This window comes from Mycobacterium sp. OAE908, from assembly GCF_017872775.1.
GTDB lineage: Bacteria > Actinomycetota > Actinomycetes > Mycobacteriales > Mycobacteriaceae > Mycobacterium.
On the sequence record NZ_JAGGJL010000001.1, the window covers coordinates 1,230,305 to 1,245,878 of the forward strand.

The window sequence follows — 15,574 nt, forward strand, 5'->3', positions numbered from 1 at the left end:
GCGAACCGTTACTTCGCGGCGGCCGCGTCCTGTTCCCGCTTGATCTCGAGTGCGATGTCGATGAGCTGGTCTTCCTGACCGCCGATCAGCTTGCGCTGACCCGCCCGGTGCAGCAGTTGATGGGCGGGCACACCGTAACGCTCGGACTGACGGATGGCGTGCTTGAGGAAGCTCGAGTACACGCCGGAGTAGCCCATGATCAGGGCGTTGCGGTCGAGCAGGCACTCCTGGGGCATCGCGGGTGCGACGACCTCTTCGGCGGCATCCGCGATGTCGAAGAAGTCGATGCCGGTCTTCACGCCGATCTTGTCGAACACACCGATCAAAGCTTCGACCGGCGCGTTGCCCGCTCCGGCACCGAACCGGCGGCAGGAGCCGTCGATCTGCTTGGCGCCCGCCCGCACGGCCTCAACGCTGTTGGCCACACCAAGGCCGAGGTTCTCGTGGCCGTGAAAACCGACCTGTACATCGGGCCCCAGTTCGGCAACCAGGGCAGCGACGCGATCACGCACGCCTTCGAGCACCAGCGCCCCGGCCGAGTCGACGACATAGACGCACTGGCAGCCGGCGTCGGCCATGATCCGGGCCTGGGCGGCAAGCTTTTCCGGCGGGATCGTGTGGCTCATCATCAGGAACCCCACCGTCTCCAGGCCGAGCTCGCGGGCCAAGCCGAAGTGCTGAATGGAAACATCGGCCTCGGTACAGTGGGTGGCGATGCGGCAGATCGAGCCGCCGTTGTTCTGCGCTTCTTTGATGTCCTCCTTGGTGCCGACCCCGGGCAACATCAGGAACGCGATCTTGGCTTCTTTGGCTGTCTCGGCGGCCAGCTTGATCAGTTCCTGCTCAGGGGTTTTCGAGAAGCCGTAGTTGAAGCTCGACCCCCCGAGCCCGTCGCCGTGGGTGACCTCGATGACCGGCACACCTGCTTCGTCGAGCGCCGAAACAATCGCGTGCACTTCGTCTTTCGTGAACTGGTGTCGCTTGTGGTGTGAGCCGTCGCGAAGCGACGTATCGGTGATGCGGATGTCCCACACCGGGTTGAAGAAGATGTCGGTGCTCATGCCTGTGCACCTCCCGCCAAAGAGAGTGATTCCTTTGCGATTTCCTCGCCGACCTTCGTGGCCGCCGCGGTCATGATGTCCAGGTTTCCCGCGTACGGTGGCAAGTAGTCTCCTGCGCCCTCGACCTCGATGAACGTCGTGACCAGATGGTTGCCGCCGTTGACTACCGACGGCTCGTCGAACTGCGGCTCGTTCAGCAGCCGATATCCGGGCACATAGGTCTGCACCTCGGCGACGACATCTTTGATCGACTGGGTGATCGCGTCGTGGTCGGCGTCTTCGGGGATGGCGCAGAAGATGGTGTCGCGCATGATCATTGGCGGCTCGGCCGGGTTCAGGATGATGATCGCCTTGCCGCGCTTGGCGCCACCGATGTTCTGCACGCCCGCACTGGTGGTCTTGGTGAACTCGTCGATGTTGGCCCGCGTTCCCGGTCCGGCCGACGCCGACGACACCGACGCGACGATCTCGCCGTAGGGCACGTCGACGACACGACTGACCGCGTAGACGATCGGGATGGTGGCCTGCCCACCGCAGGTCACCATGTTGACGTTCGGCGCGTCCAAATGCTCGCGCAGGTTCGCCGGCGGAATCACGCCAGGCCCGACGGCGGCAGGGGTCAGGTCGACAGCGCGGATGCCGGCCTCGGCGTACTTCGGCGCCGCGTCACGGTGCACGTAGGCGCTTGTCGCCTCGAACACCAGATCCGGCTTGTCGCTTTGAGCGAGCAGCCAGTCCACACCTTCGTGCGACGTCTCCAACCCGAGCTTGCGCGCGCGGGCCAGCCCTTCGGACTGCGGGTCGATGCCGATCATCCAGCGCGGCTCGAGCCACTCCGAGCGCAACAACTTGTACAGCAGGTCGGTGCTGATGTTGCCCGAACCGACAATCGCCACCGAGGCTTTGGAAGGCATATGCAATTCCTTGCTATTGGAGCTACTCGAAACTCAGTCGTACAGAACCTAACCCGGCGAAGTCCGCAACGAAATTGCTGCCCGGCGGTGCATCTATCGCACGCGTGCACGAGCCGGGCAACACGATGTCTCCGGCCTTCAGTCGGACGCCAAAACTCTCGACCTTGCGCGCCAACCACGCCACCGCGGTCACCGGGTTTCCCAGCACCGCATCGCTGCGGCCTTTGGCGACCACCTCACCGTTGTTGGTGAGCACCGCGTCGATGCTGCGGATGTCGATGTCCTTCGGCGACACCCGCGCCTCTCCGAGCACCCACCCGGCCGACGACGCGTTGTCGGCGATGGTGTCGCACAGCTTGATCTTCCAGTCGGTGATGCGGGTGTCGATCAACTCGATCGAGGGCGCGAATGCCGCCGTCGCAGCCAGCACGTCGTCCTCGGTGCAGCCCGCGCCGGGTAAGTCGTCGGCGAGCACGAAACCGACCTCGACCTCGACGCGCGGATACAGATACTTCGCCGACTTCACCGGCCGGTCTTCAAACACAGCCATCTCGTCGAGCAGGTGCCCGTAATCCGGTTCGTCCACGTTCATCATCTTCTGCATGGCCTCGGACGACAGGCCAACCTTGTGTCCCACTACGCGGGCACCCTCTGCGACCCGCTGCCGGATGTTGATCAGCTGAATCTCATAGGCGTCGACCACGTCGATGTCGGGGTTTCCGTCGGTCAACGGCGAAATCGGGACGCGGCTGCGCTCGGCCTCGGCCAGGTCGGCCGCCAGCTGTTCACGCACCTCGACACTGAGCATGTCCGCGAATTCCCCTCGTCTCTTCCACCGGCGCAGTTGTGGGTCGGCCGGGCAATTCTATAACGTGTTCTACATGACGGGTCAGGAGTACGACGTCGTCGTGGTGGGCAGTGGCGCGGCCGGCATGGTCGCCGCCCTCACCGCGGCCCACCAGGGACTATCCACAGTAGTCGTCGAGAAGGCGCCACACTATGGCGGTTCCACTGCGCGGTCAGGCGGTGGCGTGTGGATTCCGAACAACGAGGTCCTCAAGCGCGCAGGCGTCACGGACACCCCCGAGGCAGCGCGTACATATCTGCACACGATCATCGGCGACGTGGTCGAACCGGAGCGTATCGACACCTACCTCGAGCGCGGTCCCGAGATGCTGTCCTTCGTTCTGAAGCACTCACCGCTGAAGATGTGCTGGGTGCCCGGCTACTCGGACTACTACCCGGAGACGCCCGGCGGTCGCCCCGCGGGCCGGTCGATCGAGCCGAAGCCGTTCAACGCGCGCAAGCTCGGAGCAGACGAGTCCGGCCTGGAACCGCCTTACGGCAAGGTGCCGCTCAATGTCGTTGTGATGCAACAGGATTACGTCCGGCTCAACCAGCTGAAGCGTCATCCGCGTGGCGTGCTGCGCAGCCTCAAGGTCGGCGGGCGCACGATGTGGGCGAAGGCGACAGGTAAGAACCTCGTCGGCATGGGACGTGCTTTGATCGCCCCTCTTCGGATCGGCCTGCAAAAGGCCGGCGTCCCAGTGCGATTGAACACCGCGCTCACCGACCTCTACGTCGAGGACGGCGTCGTCCGGGGAATCTACGTCCGCGACGCAGGCGCTCCGGAATCGGCTGAGCCCGAACTTATCCGGGCCCGGCGCGGGGTGATCCTCGGTGCCGGCGGTTTTGAGCACAACGAGCAGATGCGGGTGAAGTACCAGCGCGCGCCGATCACCACCGAGTGGACTGTCGGCGCCAAGGCGAACACGGGCGACGGCATTCTGGCCGCCGAGAAACTGGGCGCCGCGCTGGATGTCATGGAAGACGCTTGGTGGGGTCCGACGGTGCCACTGGTGGGTGCGCCGTGGTTCGCATTGTCCGAACGTAACTCCCCTGGCTCGATCATCGTGAACATGTCGGGCAAGCGATTCATGAACGAGTCGATGCCCTACGTCGAGGCGTGCCACCACATGTACGGCGGACAGTATGGCCAGGGGCCAGGGCCCGGCGAAAACATCCCCGCTTGGCTGGTGTTCGACCAGCAGTACCGCGACCGCTACATTTTCGCGGGACTTCAACCGGGACAGCGCATTCCGAACAAGTGGCTGGAGTCCGGCGTCATCGTCAAGGCCGACACTCTCGAGGAGCTGGCGGCCAAGGCAGGCCTGCCCGGTGAGGATTTGAAGGTGACGGTCGAGCGGTTCAACGGGTTCGCCCGGTCGGGCACAGACGAGGATTTTCACCGCGGCGAGAGCGCCTACGACCGGTACTACGGTGACCCGACGAACAAGCCGAACCCCAACCTCGGCGAGATCACCCATGCGCCGTTCTACGCGGCCAAGATGGTGCCTGGCGACCTCGGTACCAAGGGCGGCATCCGCACCGATGTGTACGCCCGCGCGCTGCGCGACGACGGTTCGGTGATCGACGGGCTGTACGCGGCCGGCAACGTCAGCGCGCCGGTGATGGGCCACACGTACCCGGGACCGGGCGGGACGATCGGCCCTGCTATGACTTTCGGATATCTTGCAGCGCTACACCTGGCGGGGAAGAGCTAATGCCGATCAATCTGGACGTCGCACTGGGCGCGGAGCTCGAACCCGCTGAATTCTCTTGGACCAGTAGCGATATTCAGCTTTACCACCTCGGCCTCGGGGCTGGCAGCGACCCGATGGACAAGCGCGAGCTGCGCTACCTCACCGACGAGACCCCGCAGGTGCTGCCCACGTTCGGCAACGTCGCGCAGAGCTTCCATATGACGAAGCCACCGACAGTGCAGTTTCCCGGCATCGACATCGAATTGAGCAAGGTGCTGCACGCCAGCGAGGCGGTGTCGGCACCTGGCCCCATTCCGCCGGCGGGGACCGGTATCGCGGTGACACGCTTCACCGACATCTGGGACAAGGGCAAGGCCGCTGTCATCTGGTCGGAGACCACGGTGAAGGCTCCCGACGGCACGGTGCTGTGGACTCAGAAGCGCTCCATCTTCGCCCGCGGCGAAGGCGGCTTCGGCGGTGAGCGCGGCCCCTCGACTTCATCGCAACCGCCAGAGCGGGCGCCAGATTTCGAACTCTCAATCCCGGTGTCGCCGCAGCAGGCGCTGCTGTACCGGATGTGCGGAGACCGCAACCCGCTGCACTCGGATCCCGATTTCGCCGCGGCGGCCGGGTTCCCCCGCCCCATCCTGCACGGGCTCTGCACCTACGGCATGACATGCAAAGCCATGGTCGACCATCTGCTCGACGGCGACACCGCACGGGTCGGCAGCTACGGCGCCCGGTTCGCGGGCGTCGTGTTCCCCGGTGAAACGCTGAAGGCCAGCATTTGGAAGGACGGCGATGGCTTCCAGGCCGTCGTCACCGCGCCTGAAAGGGACGATGCGGTGGCGTTGGCCGGCGTGGAGTTGATTCCGGCCTGAATGCGTCGCCCAAGCACCACCAGGGCGTTTAGTTGCAAGATCAAATTGCAGCAAACTTGCAACCGGCAGGAAAATAAGCGCGTCGTACCTCGTCGGGCCGTCGCAGCGCTGTGACATGCATCACTTCCGGTTAAGTTCGCTGTCGCAATCGTCGAATCAGGCGTCGAAGTTCGCTGACGCTACCGTTGAATTAAATAGTCCGAATGGCCGACAACGGTTGCTGGCAAAGCCCTTATTTCATCGAATCTAGTGGTTGACAGGCTGCATGCGAGTCTGAGACGCTAGCAGAGACTTCCACGGAGGAAAGGCAGGGGGATCCATGAATACGATTGCTACAAGGCTCAAAGTCGGGACAGCGGCGATTGCGGTAGCGGCGGCGGCGACCTTAGTTCCGGTAGCGGCGCAAGCAGCACCCGAGATCTCGGCGCCCACAGCGCCGATCACGCAGGTGATCGACCGGGTGGCATCGAGTGTCGGTGTGGGTGCCGCGAGCATCCCCGAATTCAGCTTCTTCTTCTTCGGTCCGACGCCCGCGTCGCAGCCGCCAGGGGTCACCTTGTTCAGCCCCGCCTTCCCGCTTCTCGGGCCGGTCTCACGGATCCTTGATCCGCTGTGGGCCGTGCTCGGCCTGAACGGTAAGGAACTCTGCCTCGGCGGCGCCAGCATCCAGTTCGGCGCGTACGGCGGGTTCAGCATCCGTGTCGGCCTGGGCTGCTAGCCACCTCCGACTGTAAGTAAGCAGAATCGACCGCTCGACACTCGTCGGGCGGTCGATTTTGCATTGCTGACGTAACGCATTCGTCGAGCTGGCAACTTTGTTGATTCTCGAAGAATGTTGTCTGATTTGCGTATTGACGGCAATGTGCGGGGGATACTGTCCGAGTGGCAAACACGGGGGATAAAGATCAAGATTCGCCAGCGGAGGACGGCCCGCAGGAAGAGCGCGGCGTCGCTCCAGTAGAGCGGGGGTCTCGATGGCAGTCGATGCCTCGAGGCGTGCGGCGGGCGGTAGTACCTGGGCTGCTGTTGCTTCTAGCCGTGGCGTTTGCCGGCTGGCTCGGTTTCCAGGCGACACATGCGAAGTCATATCTCGAGCAGGCGCGCAGTGACGCCCAACAGGCCAGAGATGCGATCTCGAATGCGAACGTCAGTGAAGCAACGAAATGGGCTGACGCCGCGCAAGGGCATGCCCAGCAGGCACACGACGCGACCCATTCACTGCCGTGGAACATCGTCGCTGCGGTGCCGTGGCTCGGTAGCCCGTTCAAGAGCGGCCAGCAGATATCCGACGTCGTAGCCGATCTGGCTTCGCAGGTGCTGAAACCGTCGGTCGACGTCGCACAAGCCCTCTCACCGGATCACTTGCTCAGCGGGGAGGGCCGGGTCGATGTCCAGCTGCTCAGCAGCAACGCGCCGAAACTGGACGAGCTGTCGGCTGCTGCCACCAAACTGGACGCCCAAGCCAAAGCGATCACCGAACCCGCGTACCTGTCTGCCATCGGAGACGCGCGGTCCGCGCTTCAGACGCAGACGTCAGAACTCGCCGGACTGCTCGCGAACACCGCCCTGGCGGGGCGTCTCGCGGCGCCAATGATGGGTGCCGAGGGTCCCCGCGCGTACTTCATGGGGTTCCAGACGAACGCTGAGGCTCGTGGCACCGGCGGTCTGATGGGCGGATTCGGCATTTTGCGCTTCACCGACGGCACCGCAAGGGTGGATACGCTAGGACAGAACGCCGATCTGAACAAGGAGTTCTCGCCGCTCGATCTCGGTCCAGACTTCGCCAAGCAATACGGGTACAACAACCCCTCCACCGATTGGCGGAACAGCAACTGGAGTCCCCATTTTCCGTATGCCGCCCAGATCTGGAAATCCATGTGGCAGCAGCAATCCGGAGAGAGTGTGGACGGTGCCATCTCGATCGACCCCATCGCACTGAGCTACATCCTGGCCGCCGTCGGTCCAGTCAACATGGCGGACGGGGAAACGATCACCGCCGATAATGTGGTCGAGCTGACCGAATCGACGGCCTACATCCGGTTCGCTGACGACAACGCCGCGCGCAAGGCGTATCTGCAGGACGTCGCCGCCGCGGTCGTGCGGAAGATGACGGGGCACCTGGACTCGCCGCGCCAACTTCTCGATGCGCTCGGTAAGGCAGTCGGCGAGGGCCGGATCGCGGTGTGGAGTAGCTCGCCGGAACAACAAAAGCTACTCGAGAAGACCCAGCTGGCGCATATCGTGCCAGACGATGCAGCGCCGTATGCCTCGGTGATCATCAACAACATCGGCGGAAACAAGCTGGATTACTACCTGTCGCGAGAGATCGAATACAACGGCAGCGCTTGCGATTCCGACACGCGCAAGACCGCAGTCACCGTGCGGCTGATCAACCATGTTCCCGACACGCCGTTACCCGAGTACGTCGCCGGATACGGTGGTTTCACCGGCAGGCAGGTTGATTTGCCGCCGGGAACCAACCCGACGTCCGTCACGCTTCTCGCTACCAAGGGGGCGAAGCTGACGGGGGCCTTCGTCAACGGCCTGAAGGTGCCGTCGGTATTCGGTGGCATGGAGCGCGGTCATCCCACCTTCGAAGTACAGGTGGGTCTGCAGCGCGAACAGCCCGTCGTGATCAGGTGGGAACTCAGCGAGCCGACGGCGCCCGGTGAAGTTCGCGTACCGATACAACCGTTGCGGGACGAAGTCGCTCCGAAGGTATCGGTTCCCGAGTGCACCAAGTGAACCTGGCCGCGCCAGGTCGCTCGGTCCTTGCTGCCGGGGGCTAGGCAATCGCGACCTAGCGACGGTGGGGGCTGAAGACTTCAGCAACTTTGCGTAGGACTCCTGTTGAGCAAAATGTGGCGACGTTGCTTCGCCGTGTGCTGACTTCGCGATATCCGCCGACCGTCGAATTGCGTTGCGTCAGAGGGTGAGCCGTGCGCGGCCCACAACCCCGACACAACCTGATAACTTCCTTTGCAAACAAGTGCACGAGCCCGTTACGGGCCGGTCGGACGACTCAGGAGCACACCACAGTGAAGATCACCACGCCTGCCACCGTATTGACCGCGGCAGCGGCCACCGCCGCGAGCGCACTCGGCATCGTCGCAGCGCCGATCTCAGCGGCCGAGGACGTGACGACGACCTCTATCGGCACTCAGGGCAAGCTCGTCGACGGCAATGTCGTGCAGGGCTTGACCATCACCGATCTGCGACCGAGTTCAGATGTGATCCCTTATCCCGTCGCCGGCACGCTGTGGGAGGCGACCGCCACCGACGAAGCCATCCAGGGTGCGGCGACGCCGATCGTGTCGAATCTGAACGCCCGCGCCCGCAGCGGCCAGACGTACCGGGTTCTGTTCGGCGTCGCGACCCCGCAGGGCGTCAACCCGGCCACCCTCGGTCAAGGTGAAAAGACAACGGGCAAAGTGTATTTCGATGTGACCGGTGATTCACCCGACGCCGTCGTTTACAGCGCCGGCGGGCAAGACCTGCTGGCGTGGGTACAAGCGCCGCCTGCGCCGCGCCAGACCGGCACCCAATGGTCGCCACCTGCTCGTAGCCAGACCTCGCCTGCCCCGGCCGCTACACCGGCGACTCCCGCACCGGCCGCCGCTCCGGGAACCACGCCCACCCCGACCGCTGCGCCCGGAACTCCGCTGCCCGCATCGGCGGAAGCCAGTCCAGGAGCACCTCTTCCGGCGGGGAGCCAGGGCACGCCGCTTCCTGCCGGCGCGCAGGGCACACCGCTACCAGCCGGATCTCAAGGCACGCCGCTGCCCGCCGGCAGCCAGAGCGCTCCGGCTACCCCTCCGGCGGCGCCGGCAACGCCGGTGACCACGGTTCCCCCGGCACCCGCCGCCTGAGCGACGGCCGCTCTGGCTAACCCGCCGCCTTGTGCAGCGCAACGTCGGCCGATCGTGGCCGCGGCGCCGGGCACGTCTGCAAGTGCGTGTAGATGTAGTCGTGCAGTTTTGGTGCCTCGGCCACGAACCGAACATCTAGGTCCCCCGAGTCGCTGACCGACGGAATGTCGACCAACGTTACCGGGACCGACAAACTGACCCCGCAGCCCGCGGGGCACTCGACCGTCAAAATGCCCGGCGGCTTGACAACATTGATGGCCTCCGACTGAACCAGCGGAATGCCCGGTTCACACCCATGGCGCGATGCGTGAACGAACGCGTCCACTTTCGCCGCCGACAACATCAGACGTGATCTGCCAACCCATCCGCACGAGCACATCGCCTGAGCCCGATGCCTAGGTTGCGTAGCTACGACGACGCCTTTGCCGCCCCCCGAATCCTCCATTACGTCAATTCACCGTCCCACAACTGAATCCCCCCAGTGCCTACTGGCACTGCAATCGCCCAGCGGCCATTGCGGTCGCTCCCTCCGCCCGCGGGCCTGGTGTCCGCTTGTGGCGTGTATCACACCACCCTATAGTTTGCCAGAAACGAGGTCAAGCGACGCGAAACCGTGTCGGCGGTGACTCGATCCGGCTGACCACCAGCAGGGCAATAACCACCAATTACCTGGTATTTCGGCTATGTCGTCGTGATTGACGGCTACGTTACTCAAGCTGGAGCTACCCACTGCCGTCAACATGGATTGATTGCTAGTGCAATTGCCTGCCGCGCTGAGCAGTCAGGAGTGGGAAGACCACCAGGCGTACAACTCGTCGAACGTTGGGGCCCGGGGACCCGCATGGACCGAGCTCATCACGAGTCGAGCGTCATCGGTCCACGCGATCGTCGGACGATCGCCTTCCAGACCACAGAACAGGGTCCCGCTGGTTTTGTCCGGGGTCGCGTTGCGTCGCCACGGCCCGGGTGACTGGATATTGCCGGGGCAGTTGACTCTGGTCGACGCTCGGATGACGTCGTTGAAGGTGGCCTCGAGTGAGGCCCTGTCCTTGACCAGGCTGTAGGTCGCGGTAGCCGGGCCGCCGAAGTCGGAGTTGGTATCGCATTTCACCTGTGCGAGCACACTTTTGGGCGCGGTGGCCGGTGTGCATGAGCCTGCCGGGTAGCCGGTCGGAAGTAGCCGCATCAGCGCCTGCGTTTGCGCGTCTGGCTCGTCTGAGGGGGGCGCGCTGGGTGTCTGCTGATTCGCGGTCGACGACTCTGCATTGTCAGACGAGGGACGCACGAGCCAGTAGATCACACCGCCCACGACGGCGATGACCACCACCGCGACGATGCTGAAGAAGACAATCGGCTTGCGATTGTCTTGCACTTGCCGTGGGTTCACCGTCAACGGTGCGTCGAAGCGGGCCGCCCAGGTATCAGGTGTGGGCCTCCAGTCGTCGTCGGCCTGCGCCGACTTCGACACCTGCAGTGGGCCGGTGTCCGCGTCGTCCGGGTCGGGTTCGTCGGGCGACGAGCCTTCTGTCGGGTGCACTTGCACAACCCCCATGAATCGCTTCGGCGAGTCCAGCGGTACTGAGGGTAGTAGACCGGCGGCGCCGGATCAGCCCAGAATCAACCCCGAGGTCGGCACGCCGGTGCCCGCGGTGACCAACACGTGTTCGACGTCGTCGACCTGATTGACGGATGTACCGCGAAGCTGGCGAACCCCTTCGGCGATGCCGTTCATCCCGTGGATGTACGCCTCACCCAACTGGCCGCCGTGAGTGTTGATCGGCAGCCTGCCGCCGATCTCGATCGCGCCGTCGGCGATGTAGTCCTTGGCCTCACCTTGACCGCAGAATCCCAACTCCTCCAACTGAATCAGCGTGAACGGAGTGAAGTGGTCATAGAGAATCGCGGTCTGGATATCGGTCGGCTTGAGGCCCGACTGCTGCCACAGCTGCCGGCCGACGAGACCCATTTCCGGCAGCCCTAGCTCCGGGCGGTAGTAGCTGACCATCGAGTACTGGTCGGGGCTCGCTCCCTGCGACGCGGCCTCGATGATCACCGGCCGGTGTTTGAGATCCTTCGCCCGCTCAGGTGATGTGACGACGATGGCGACGGCACCGTCGGTCTCCTGGCAGCAGTCGAGTAGGCGCAGCGGCTCGGCGATCCACCGCGAATTCTGGTGTTCCTCAATGGTGATCGGCTTCTCGTAGAAGTAGGCCTTCGGGTTGTTCGCCGCGTGTTTGCGGTCGGCAACCGAAACCGCGCCGAAGTCCCTGCTGGTCGCGCCGGACAGGTGCATGTAGCGCTGGGCGATCATCGCCACCTGCGCCGCCGGGGTGGACAGGCCGTGCGGATACGAGAACGAGTTGTCGACGCCAGTGGAGTCGGCGTTCTCCACCAACCGCATCTGCACCTGACCGAACCGCGTTCCCGAGCGTTCGTTGAAAGCACGGTATGCGACAACGCAATCCGCGACGCCGGTGGCCACCGCGATCGCGGCCTGCTGAATCGTCGCGCAGGCTGCGCCGCCACCGTGGTGGATCTTGGAGAAGAACTTCAGCTCCCCGATACCTGTCGCGCGCGAGACGGCGACCTCGGTATTGGAGTCCATCGTGAACGTCACCATGCCGTCGACGTCAGACGGTGTCAGCCCGGCGTCGTCCAATGCGTCGAGCACCGCCTCGGCCGCCAGCCGAAGCTCACTGCGGCCGGAGTTCTTCGAGAAGTCGGTGGCGCCGATGCCGACGATCGCCGCCCTCCCGGACAGCTGGCCCGGCATCAGGCAGCTCCAATCGTCAGTGTCGAAGTTGCGATCACGTGGTCGCCGAGACTGTTGCTGCCAACGACTTTCAGCGTTATCAGGTCACCGTCGATCGCGGTGACCTCGCCCCTGAAGGTCACGGTGTCGTAGGCGTACCACGGCACACCGAGTCGCAGCGATATCGACTTGATGACCGCACTCGGCCCAGCCCAGTCGGTGACGTAACGCTGCACCAGCCCGGTGTCGGTCAGGATGTTGACGAAGATGTCCTTCGACCCCTTGGCCTGTGCCTTGTCGCGGTCGTGGTGCACGTCCTGGTAATCGCGGGTCGCGATCGCCGTCGACACGATGAACGTCGGGTCGCCGTAGAGGGACAGCTCGGGCAGCTTCGTGCCGACTTCGATTGTTGGTGAACTCATGCGTCGGGCTCCCATGCATACAGCGTCCACGCGGGCCCCGCATCTCCCTCTGGGAAGTCGATATATGTTGCGCGAACGGGCAATCCGATCTTCACCTTCGCGGGGTCTATGTTGCGGAGCTCGCCGAGCATCCGCACTCCTTCTTCGAGTTCGACGAGCGCGATGACGAAGGGCAGCGTGCGACCGGGCACCTTCGGGGCGTGGTGCACGACGTAACTGAACACCGTGCCCTTGCCGCTGGCCACCTGATATTCGATGGGAGCCGACTTGTCCTGCCAGATCGCAGGTACCGGTGGGTGTTGCAGGCTGCCGTCGGCCCTCTTTTGGATGCGCAACTCGTGGGCGTTGACGCCGTCCCAGAAGAACTTCGTGTCGCGCGATGATGCCGGTCGCATCATCGAGGCGGCATCGAGGTCATCGGGGACAGTTGCGGCCTTGTCGGCCGAGTCGTTTTCGGCGGGTCTGAATTTCATGATGCGCCACATCATTTCGGCGACGTCCTCGTCGCCGACCTGCCAGGTGATCTTCTGCGTGATGAAGAAGCCTTCACCAAGTGCGGTCCGCTTCGGGCCCACCACGTCGGTCAGCTCCGCCAAAACGCTGACTTCCTCGCCCGGCCGCAGATAGCGGTGGTAGGTCTGTTCGCAATTGGTCGCGACCACGCCGACGTAACCTGCGTTGTCGAACAGATCCATGATCTTGCTCAGAGGGTCATCGGCGGCACGACCGCCGCCGAGGCCACCCATCGTCCACACCTGGATCATCGCCGGTGGCGCGACGATGCCGGGATGGCCTGCGGCCCTGGCCGCATCGTCGTCGACGTAGATCGGGTTCTTGTCGCCCATCGCATCGAGCCAGTGGTCAACCATCGGCTGGTTGACCGGATGGCGCCCGACGCGCGGCTTGCTCTTGCCCTCCGCCTTGACCTTTTCGGCGGCTGCCTGAATGTCTTCGACCGCACTCATCTCGGAACCCTCGGTACCTTCAGACCCGACGCCGCAATCATCTCGCGCATCACCTCGTTCACTCCGCCGCCGAATGTGATCACCAGATTCCGCTTGGTCTGGCTGTCGAGCCACTTCAGAAGTTCGGCGGTATCCGGTTCTGCCGGGTTGCCGTACTTTCCGACGATCTCCTCGGCCAGCCGGCCCGCGTACTGGATGCGTTCGGTGCCAAACACTTTGGTCGCTGCCGCATCGGCGATGTCGATGGTTTCGCCCGATGCAGCGACCTGCCAGTTGAGCAGTTCGTTGATCCGCCACATGGCCTTTAGTTCACCCAGCGAGCGTTTGACGTCGTCGTGGTCGAGCGGGATGTCGCCGTTGCCGCCCGGCTTGGATGCCCACGCATGGATTCGGTCGTAGAGCGCGGCGAACCGGCCGGCGGGGCCCAGCATCACGCGTTCGTTGTTGAGCTGGGTGGTGATCAGCCGCCAGCCGCCGTTCTCCTCACCGACGAGCATGTCGGCGGGCACCCGCACGTCGCTGTAGTACGTGGCATTGGTGTGGTGCGCGCCGTCGGACAGGATCATCGGCGTCCACGAGTAGCCGGGATCCTTCGTGTCCACGATGAGAATCGAAATCCCCTTGTGCTTGACCGCTTCCGGATCTGTGCGGCACGCAAGCCAGATGTAGTCGGCGTCATGCCCACCGGTGGTGAAGACCTTCTGCCCGTTGACGATGTACTCGTCGCCTTGCCGAACCGCGCTGGTGCGCAACGACGCAAGGTCGGTGCCCGCCTCAGGCTCGGTATAGCCGATCGCGAAGTGCACATCACCGGAGAGGATGGCCGGCAGGAACTTCTTCTTCTGCGCCTCGGTGCCGAACACCTGCAGCGTCGGTCCCACGGTTTGCAGGGTGACGGCCGGCAGGGGCACATCGGCGCGGTGGGCTTCGTTGACGAAGATCGACTGCTCGATCGGTCCGTAACCCAACCCGCCGAACTCCTTGGGCCAGCCGACACCGAGTTTGCCGTCGGAACCCATGCGCTTGATCACGGCACGATAGGCCTTGCCGTGGCGGTCGGCCTCCATCTCCTTGTATTCCTCTGAGGAGATGAGGTTCGAAAAGTATTGCCGCAGTTCGGCTTGCAGCTGCCGCTGCTCAGGCGTCAGTTCGATGAACATTACGCTCCCACCAGATCGAGACGATGCGACGGGCCGCCAACCAACCTGGTCAAGTCCTTGATGGTGGAGTAGTAGCGGTCCATCGGGTAGTCGATGTCCATGCCCATGCCGCCGTGCAGGTGATGACAGATCTGCATCACCGGCGGCGCCTGGGAGGCCAGCCAGTAGCCGAGGACGTCCAGATCGTCGTCGGCGTCGCGCCCTTCCGACAGCCGCCAGACGACCGACGTCGCCGCCAACGTCAATGTGCGCGAAGCGATGTACACCTCGGCCAGCTGAGCGGCGACAGTCTGGAATGTGGACAGCGGTTTGCCGAACTGATGACGGTTGGCCACATAGTCGGCGGTCAGCCGCAACGCACCCGCCACCACACCGGAGGCGAACGCACCAATTGCCGCCAGCGCCAACTGGTTTACGCGATGCACGGTCGCACCCTCGAGCACACCGTCGGCCTCGGCATCAGCGAACGTCACGGTGTACTCGTCGCCGTGGTTGGAGGTCGGCGACTTCGCCAGCGCAACGCCGTCGGCCTTCGGTGAGATCACCACCACCGCGTTGTCGGCGGTCACCAGAATCCAATCCGCTTGCTCCGCATAGCCGACCGCGACTTTAGTGCCGTTGAGTCTGCCGTTCGAAAACGTCGTCGCAGGCCGATCCGGCAGCGGTGCACCCGGCTCATTCAGCGCGGCCGTGACGACACCACCCTTGGCGACGCCTGCGAGGTATCGATCCTGCTGCTCGTGCGAAGCCAGGTCGATCAACGGCACCAGACCGAGGCCGAGGGTCGCCAGCGCCGGGCCTGTCGTGCCGTGCCTGCCGATCTCGGTCAGGGCCGTAGCGACCTCCGACAGACCGAGGCCGTCTCCGCCGAGCCGCTCCGGCACGGCCAGCGCCGTCACGCCTCCTGCGACCAGAGCATCCCAGCTGTTGTCGCGTTCGAGCACCGACGTCACCACGTCGGCGACAGCCTGCTGCTCCGGGTTCGGTGTGAAATCCACCCGACTCCT

The 15,574-nt window shown here is 64.2% G+C and carries 14 protein-coding genes; 5 read left to right on the plus strand and 9 right to left on the minus strand.

The window, feature by feature from the left end; genetic code table 11:
• Nucleotides 1–8: 8 nt before the first annotated feature.
• Genes dmpG through J3E61_RS05940 form a run of 3 tightly spaced genes read right to left on the minus strand, consistent with a single transcriptional unit; the run spans nt 9 to nt 2,783 of the window.
• Nucleotides 9–1,061 (minus strand): 4-hydroxy-2-oxovalerate aldolase, encoded by a 1,053-nt coding sequence (gene dmpG, locus J3E61_RS05930; RefSeq protein WP_192724338.1) that lies wholly within the window; start codon nt 1,059–1,061, stop codon nt 9–11.
• Nucleotides 1,058–1,975 (minus strand): acetaldehyde dehydrogenase (acetylating), encoded by a 918-nt coding sequence (locus tag J3E61_RS05935; protein WP_192724339.1) that lies wholly within the window; start codon nt 1,973–1,975, stop codon nt 1,058–1,060. The genes dmpG and J3E61_RS05935 overlap by 4 nt, the downstream gene beginning before the upstream one ends.
• A 22-nt stretch (nt 1,976–1,997) precedes the next feature.
• The gene (locus J3E61_RS05940; protein WP_210082933.1) at nt 1,998–2,783 is read right to left on the minus strand and encodes a 2-keto-4-pentenoate hydratase; all 786 of its coding nucleotides are present in this window, start codon (nt 2,781–2,783) and stop codon (nt 1,998–2,000) included.
• 73 nt (nt 2,784–2,856) lie between these two features.
• Here J3E61_RS05940 and J3E61_RS05945 point away from each other — a divergent pair, with 73 nt between their 5' ends.
• The 5 genes from J3E61_RS05945 to J3E61_RS05965 all read left to right on the plus strand — a co-directional run bounded on the left by J3E61_RS05945 (nt 2,857) and on the right by J3E61_RS05965 (nt 9,268).
• Complete coding sequence (locus J3E61_RS05945) at nt 2,857–4,539, plus strand: 3-oxosteroid 1-dehydrogenase (RefSeq protein WP_192724341.1); 1,683 nt, start codon at nt 2,857–2,859, stop codon at nt 4,537–4,539.
• Entirely contained in the window at nt 4,539–5,399 is an 861-nt protein-coding gene (locus J3E61_RS05950; RefSeq protein WP_192724342.1) for a MaoC family dehydratase N-terminal domain-containing protein, read from the plus strand. Before J3E61_RS05945 ends, J3E61_RS05950 begins: the two co-directional genes overlap by 1 nt.
• 319 nt (nt 5,400–5,718) lie before the next feature.
• Entirely contained in the window at nt 5,719–6,117 is a 399-nt protein-coding gene (locus tag J3E61_RS05955) for a hypothetical protein (RefSeq protein WP_192724343.1), read from the plus strand.
• 266 nt (nt 6,118–6,383) lie between these two features.
• Nucleotides 6,384–8,144: a DUF4012 domain-containing protein gene (locus J3E61_RS05960; RefSeq protein ID WP_210082934.1), complete on the plus strand. Its 1,761-nt coding sequence runs from the start codon at nt 6,384–6,386 to the stop codon at nt 8,142–8,144.
• 293 nt (nt 8,145–8,437) lie between these two features.
• On the plus strand, nt 8,438–9,268 hold the full coding sequence (locus J3E61_RS05965) for an MPT63 family protein (RefSeq protein WP_210082935.1): 831 nt from the start codon (nt 8,438–8,440) through the stop codon (nt 9,266–9,268).
• Nucleotides 9,269–10,049: 781 nt separating this feature from the next.
• Here J3E61_RS05965 and J3E61_RS05970 read toward each other — a convergent pair.
• Genes J3E61_RS05970 through J3E61_RS05995 form a run of 6 tightly spaced genes read right to left on the minus strand, consistent with a single transcriptional unit; the run spans nt 10,050 to nt 15,565 of the window.
• Nucleotides 10,050–10,820: a hypothetical protein gene (locus J3E61_RS05970; RefSeq protein ID WP_210082936.1), complete on the minus strand. Its 771-nt coding sequence runs from the start codon at nt 10,818–10,820 to the stop codon at nt 10,050–10,052.
• A gap of 54 nt (nt 10,821–10,874) precedes the next feature.
• A complete protein-coding gene (locus J3E61_RS05975; protein WP_210082937.1) occupies nt 10,875–12,041 on the minus strand; it encodes a lipid-transfer protein in 1,167 nt (388 codons plus the stop codon).
• Nucleotides 12,041–12,442, minus strand: a complete 402-nt coding sequence (locus J3E61_RS05980; protein ID WP_192724348.1) for a MaoC family dehydratase — start codon at nt 12,440–12,442, stop codon at nt 12,041–12,043. The genes J3E61_RS05975 and J3E61_RS05980 overlap by 1 nt, the downstream gene beginning before the upstream one ends.
• Nucleotides 12,439–13,407: an OB-fold domain-containing protein gene (locus tag J3E61_RS05985; protein WP_192724349.1), complete on the minus strand. Its 969-nt coding sequence runs from the start codon at nt 13,405–13,407 to the stop codon at nt 12,439–12,441. Before J3E61_RS05985 ends, J3E61_RS05980 begins: the two co-directional genes overlap by 4 nt.
• The gene (locus J3E61_RS05990) at nt 13,404–14,567 is read right to left on the minus strand and encodes an acyl-CoA dehydrogenase family protein (RefSeq protein WP_210082938.1); all 1,164 of its coding nucleotides are present in this window, start codon (nt 14,565–14,567) and stop codon (nt 13,404–13,406) included. The genes J3E61_RS05985 and J3E61_RS05990 overlap by 4 nt, the downstream gene beginning before the upstream one ends.
• Nucleotides 14,567–15,565 carry an acyl-CoA/acyl-ACP dehydrogenase gene (locus J3E61_RS05995; protein WP_210082939.1) on the minus strand — a complete coding sequence of 333 codons (999 nt, stop codon included), beginning with the start codon at nt 15,563–15,565 and terminating at the stop codon, nt 14,567–14,569. The genes J3E61_RS05990 and J3E61_RS05995 overlap by 1 nt, the downstream gene beginning before the upstream one ends.
• Nucleotides 15,566–15,574 lie beyond the last annotated feature (9 nt).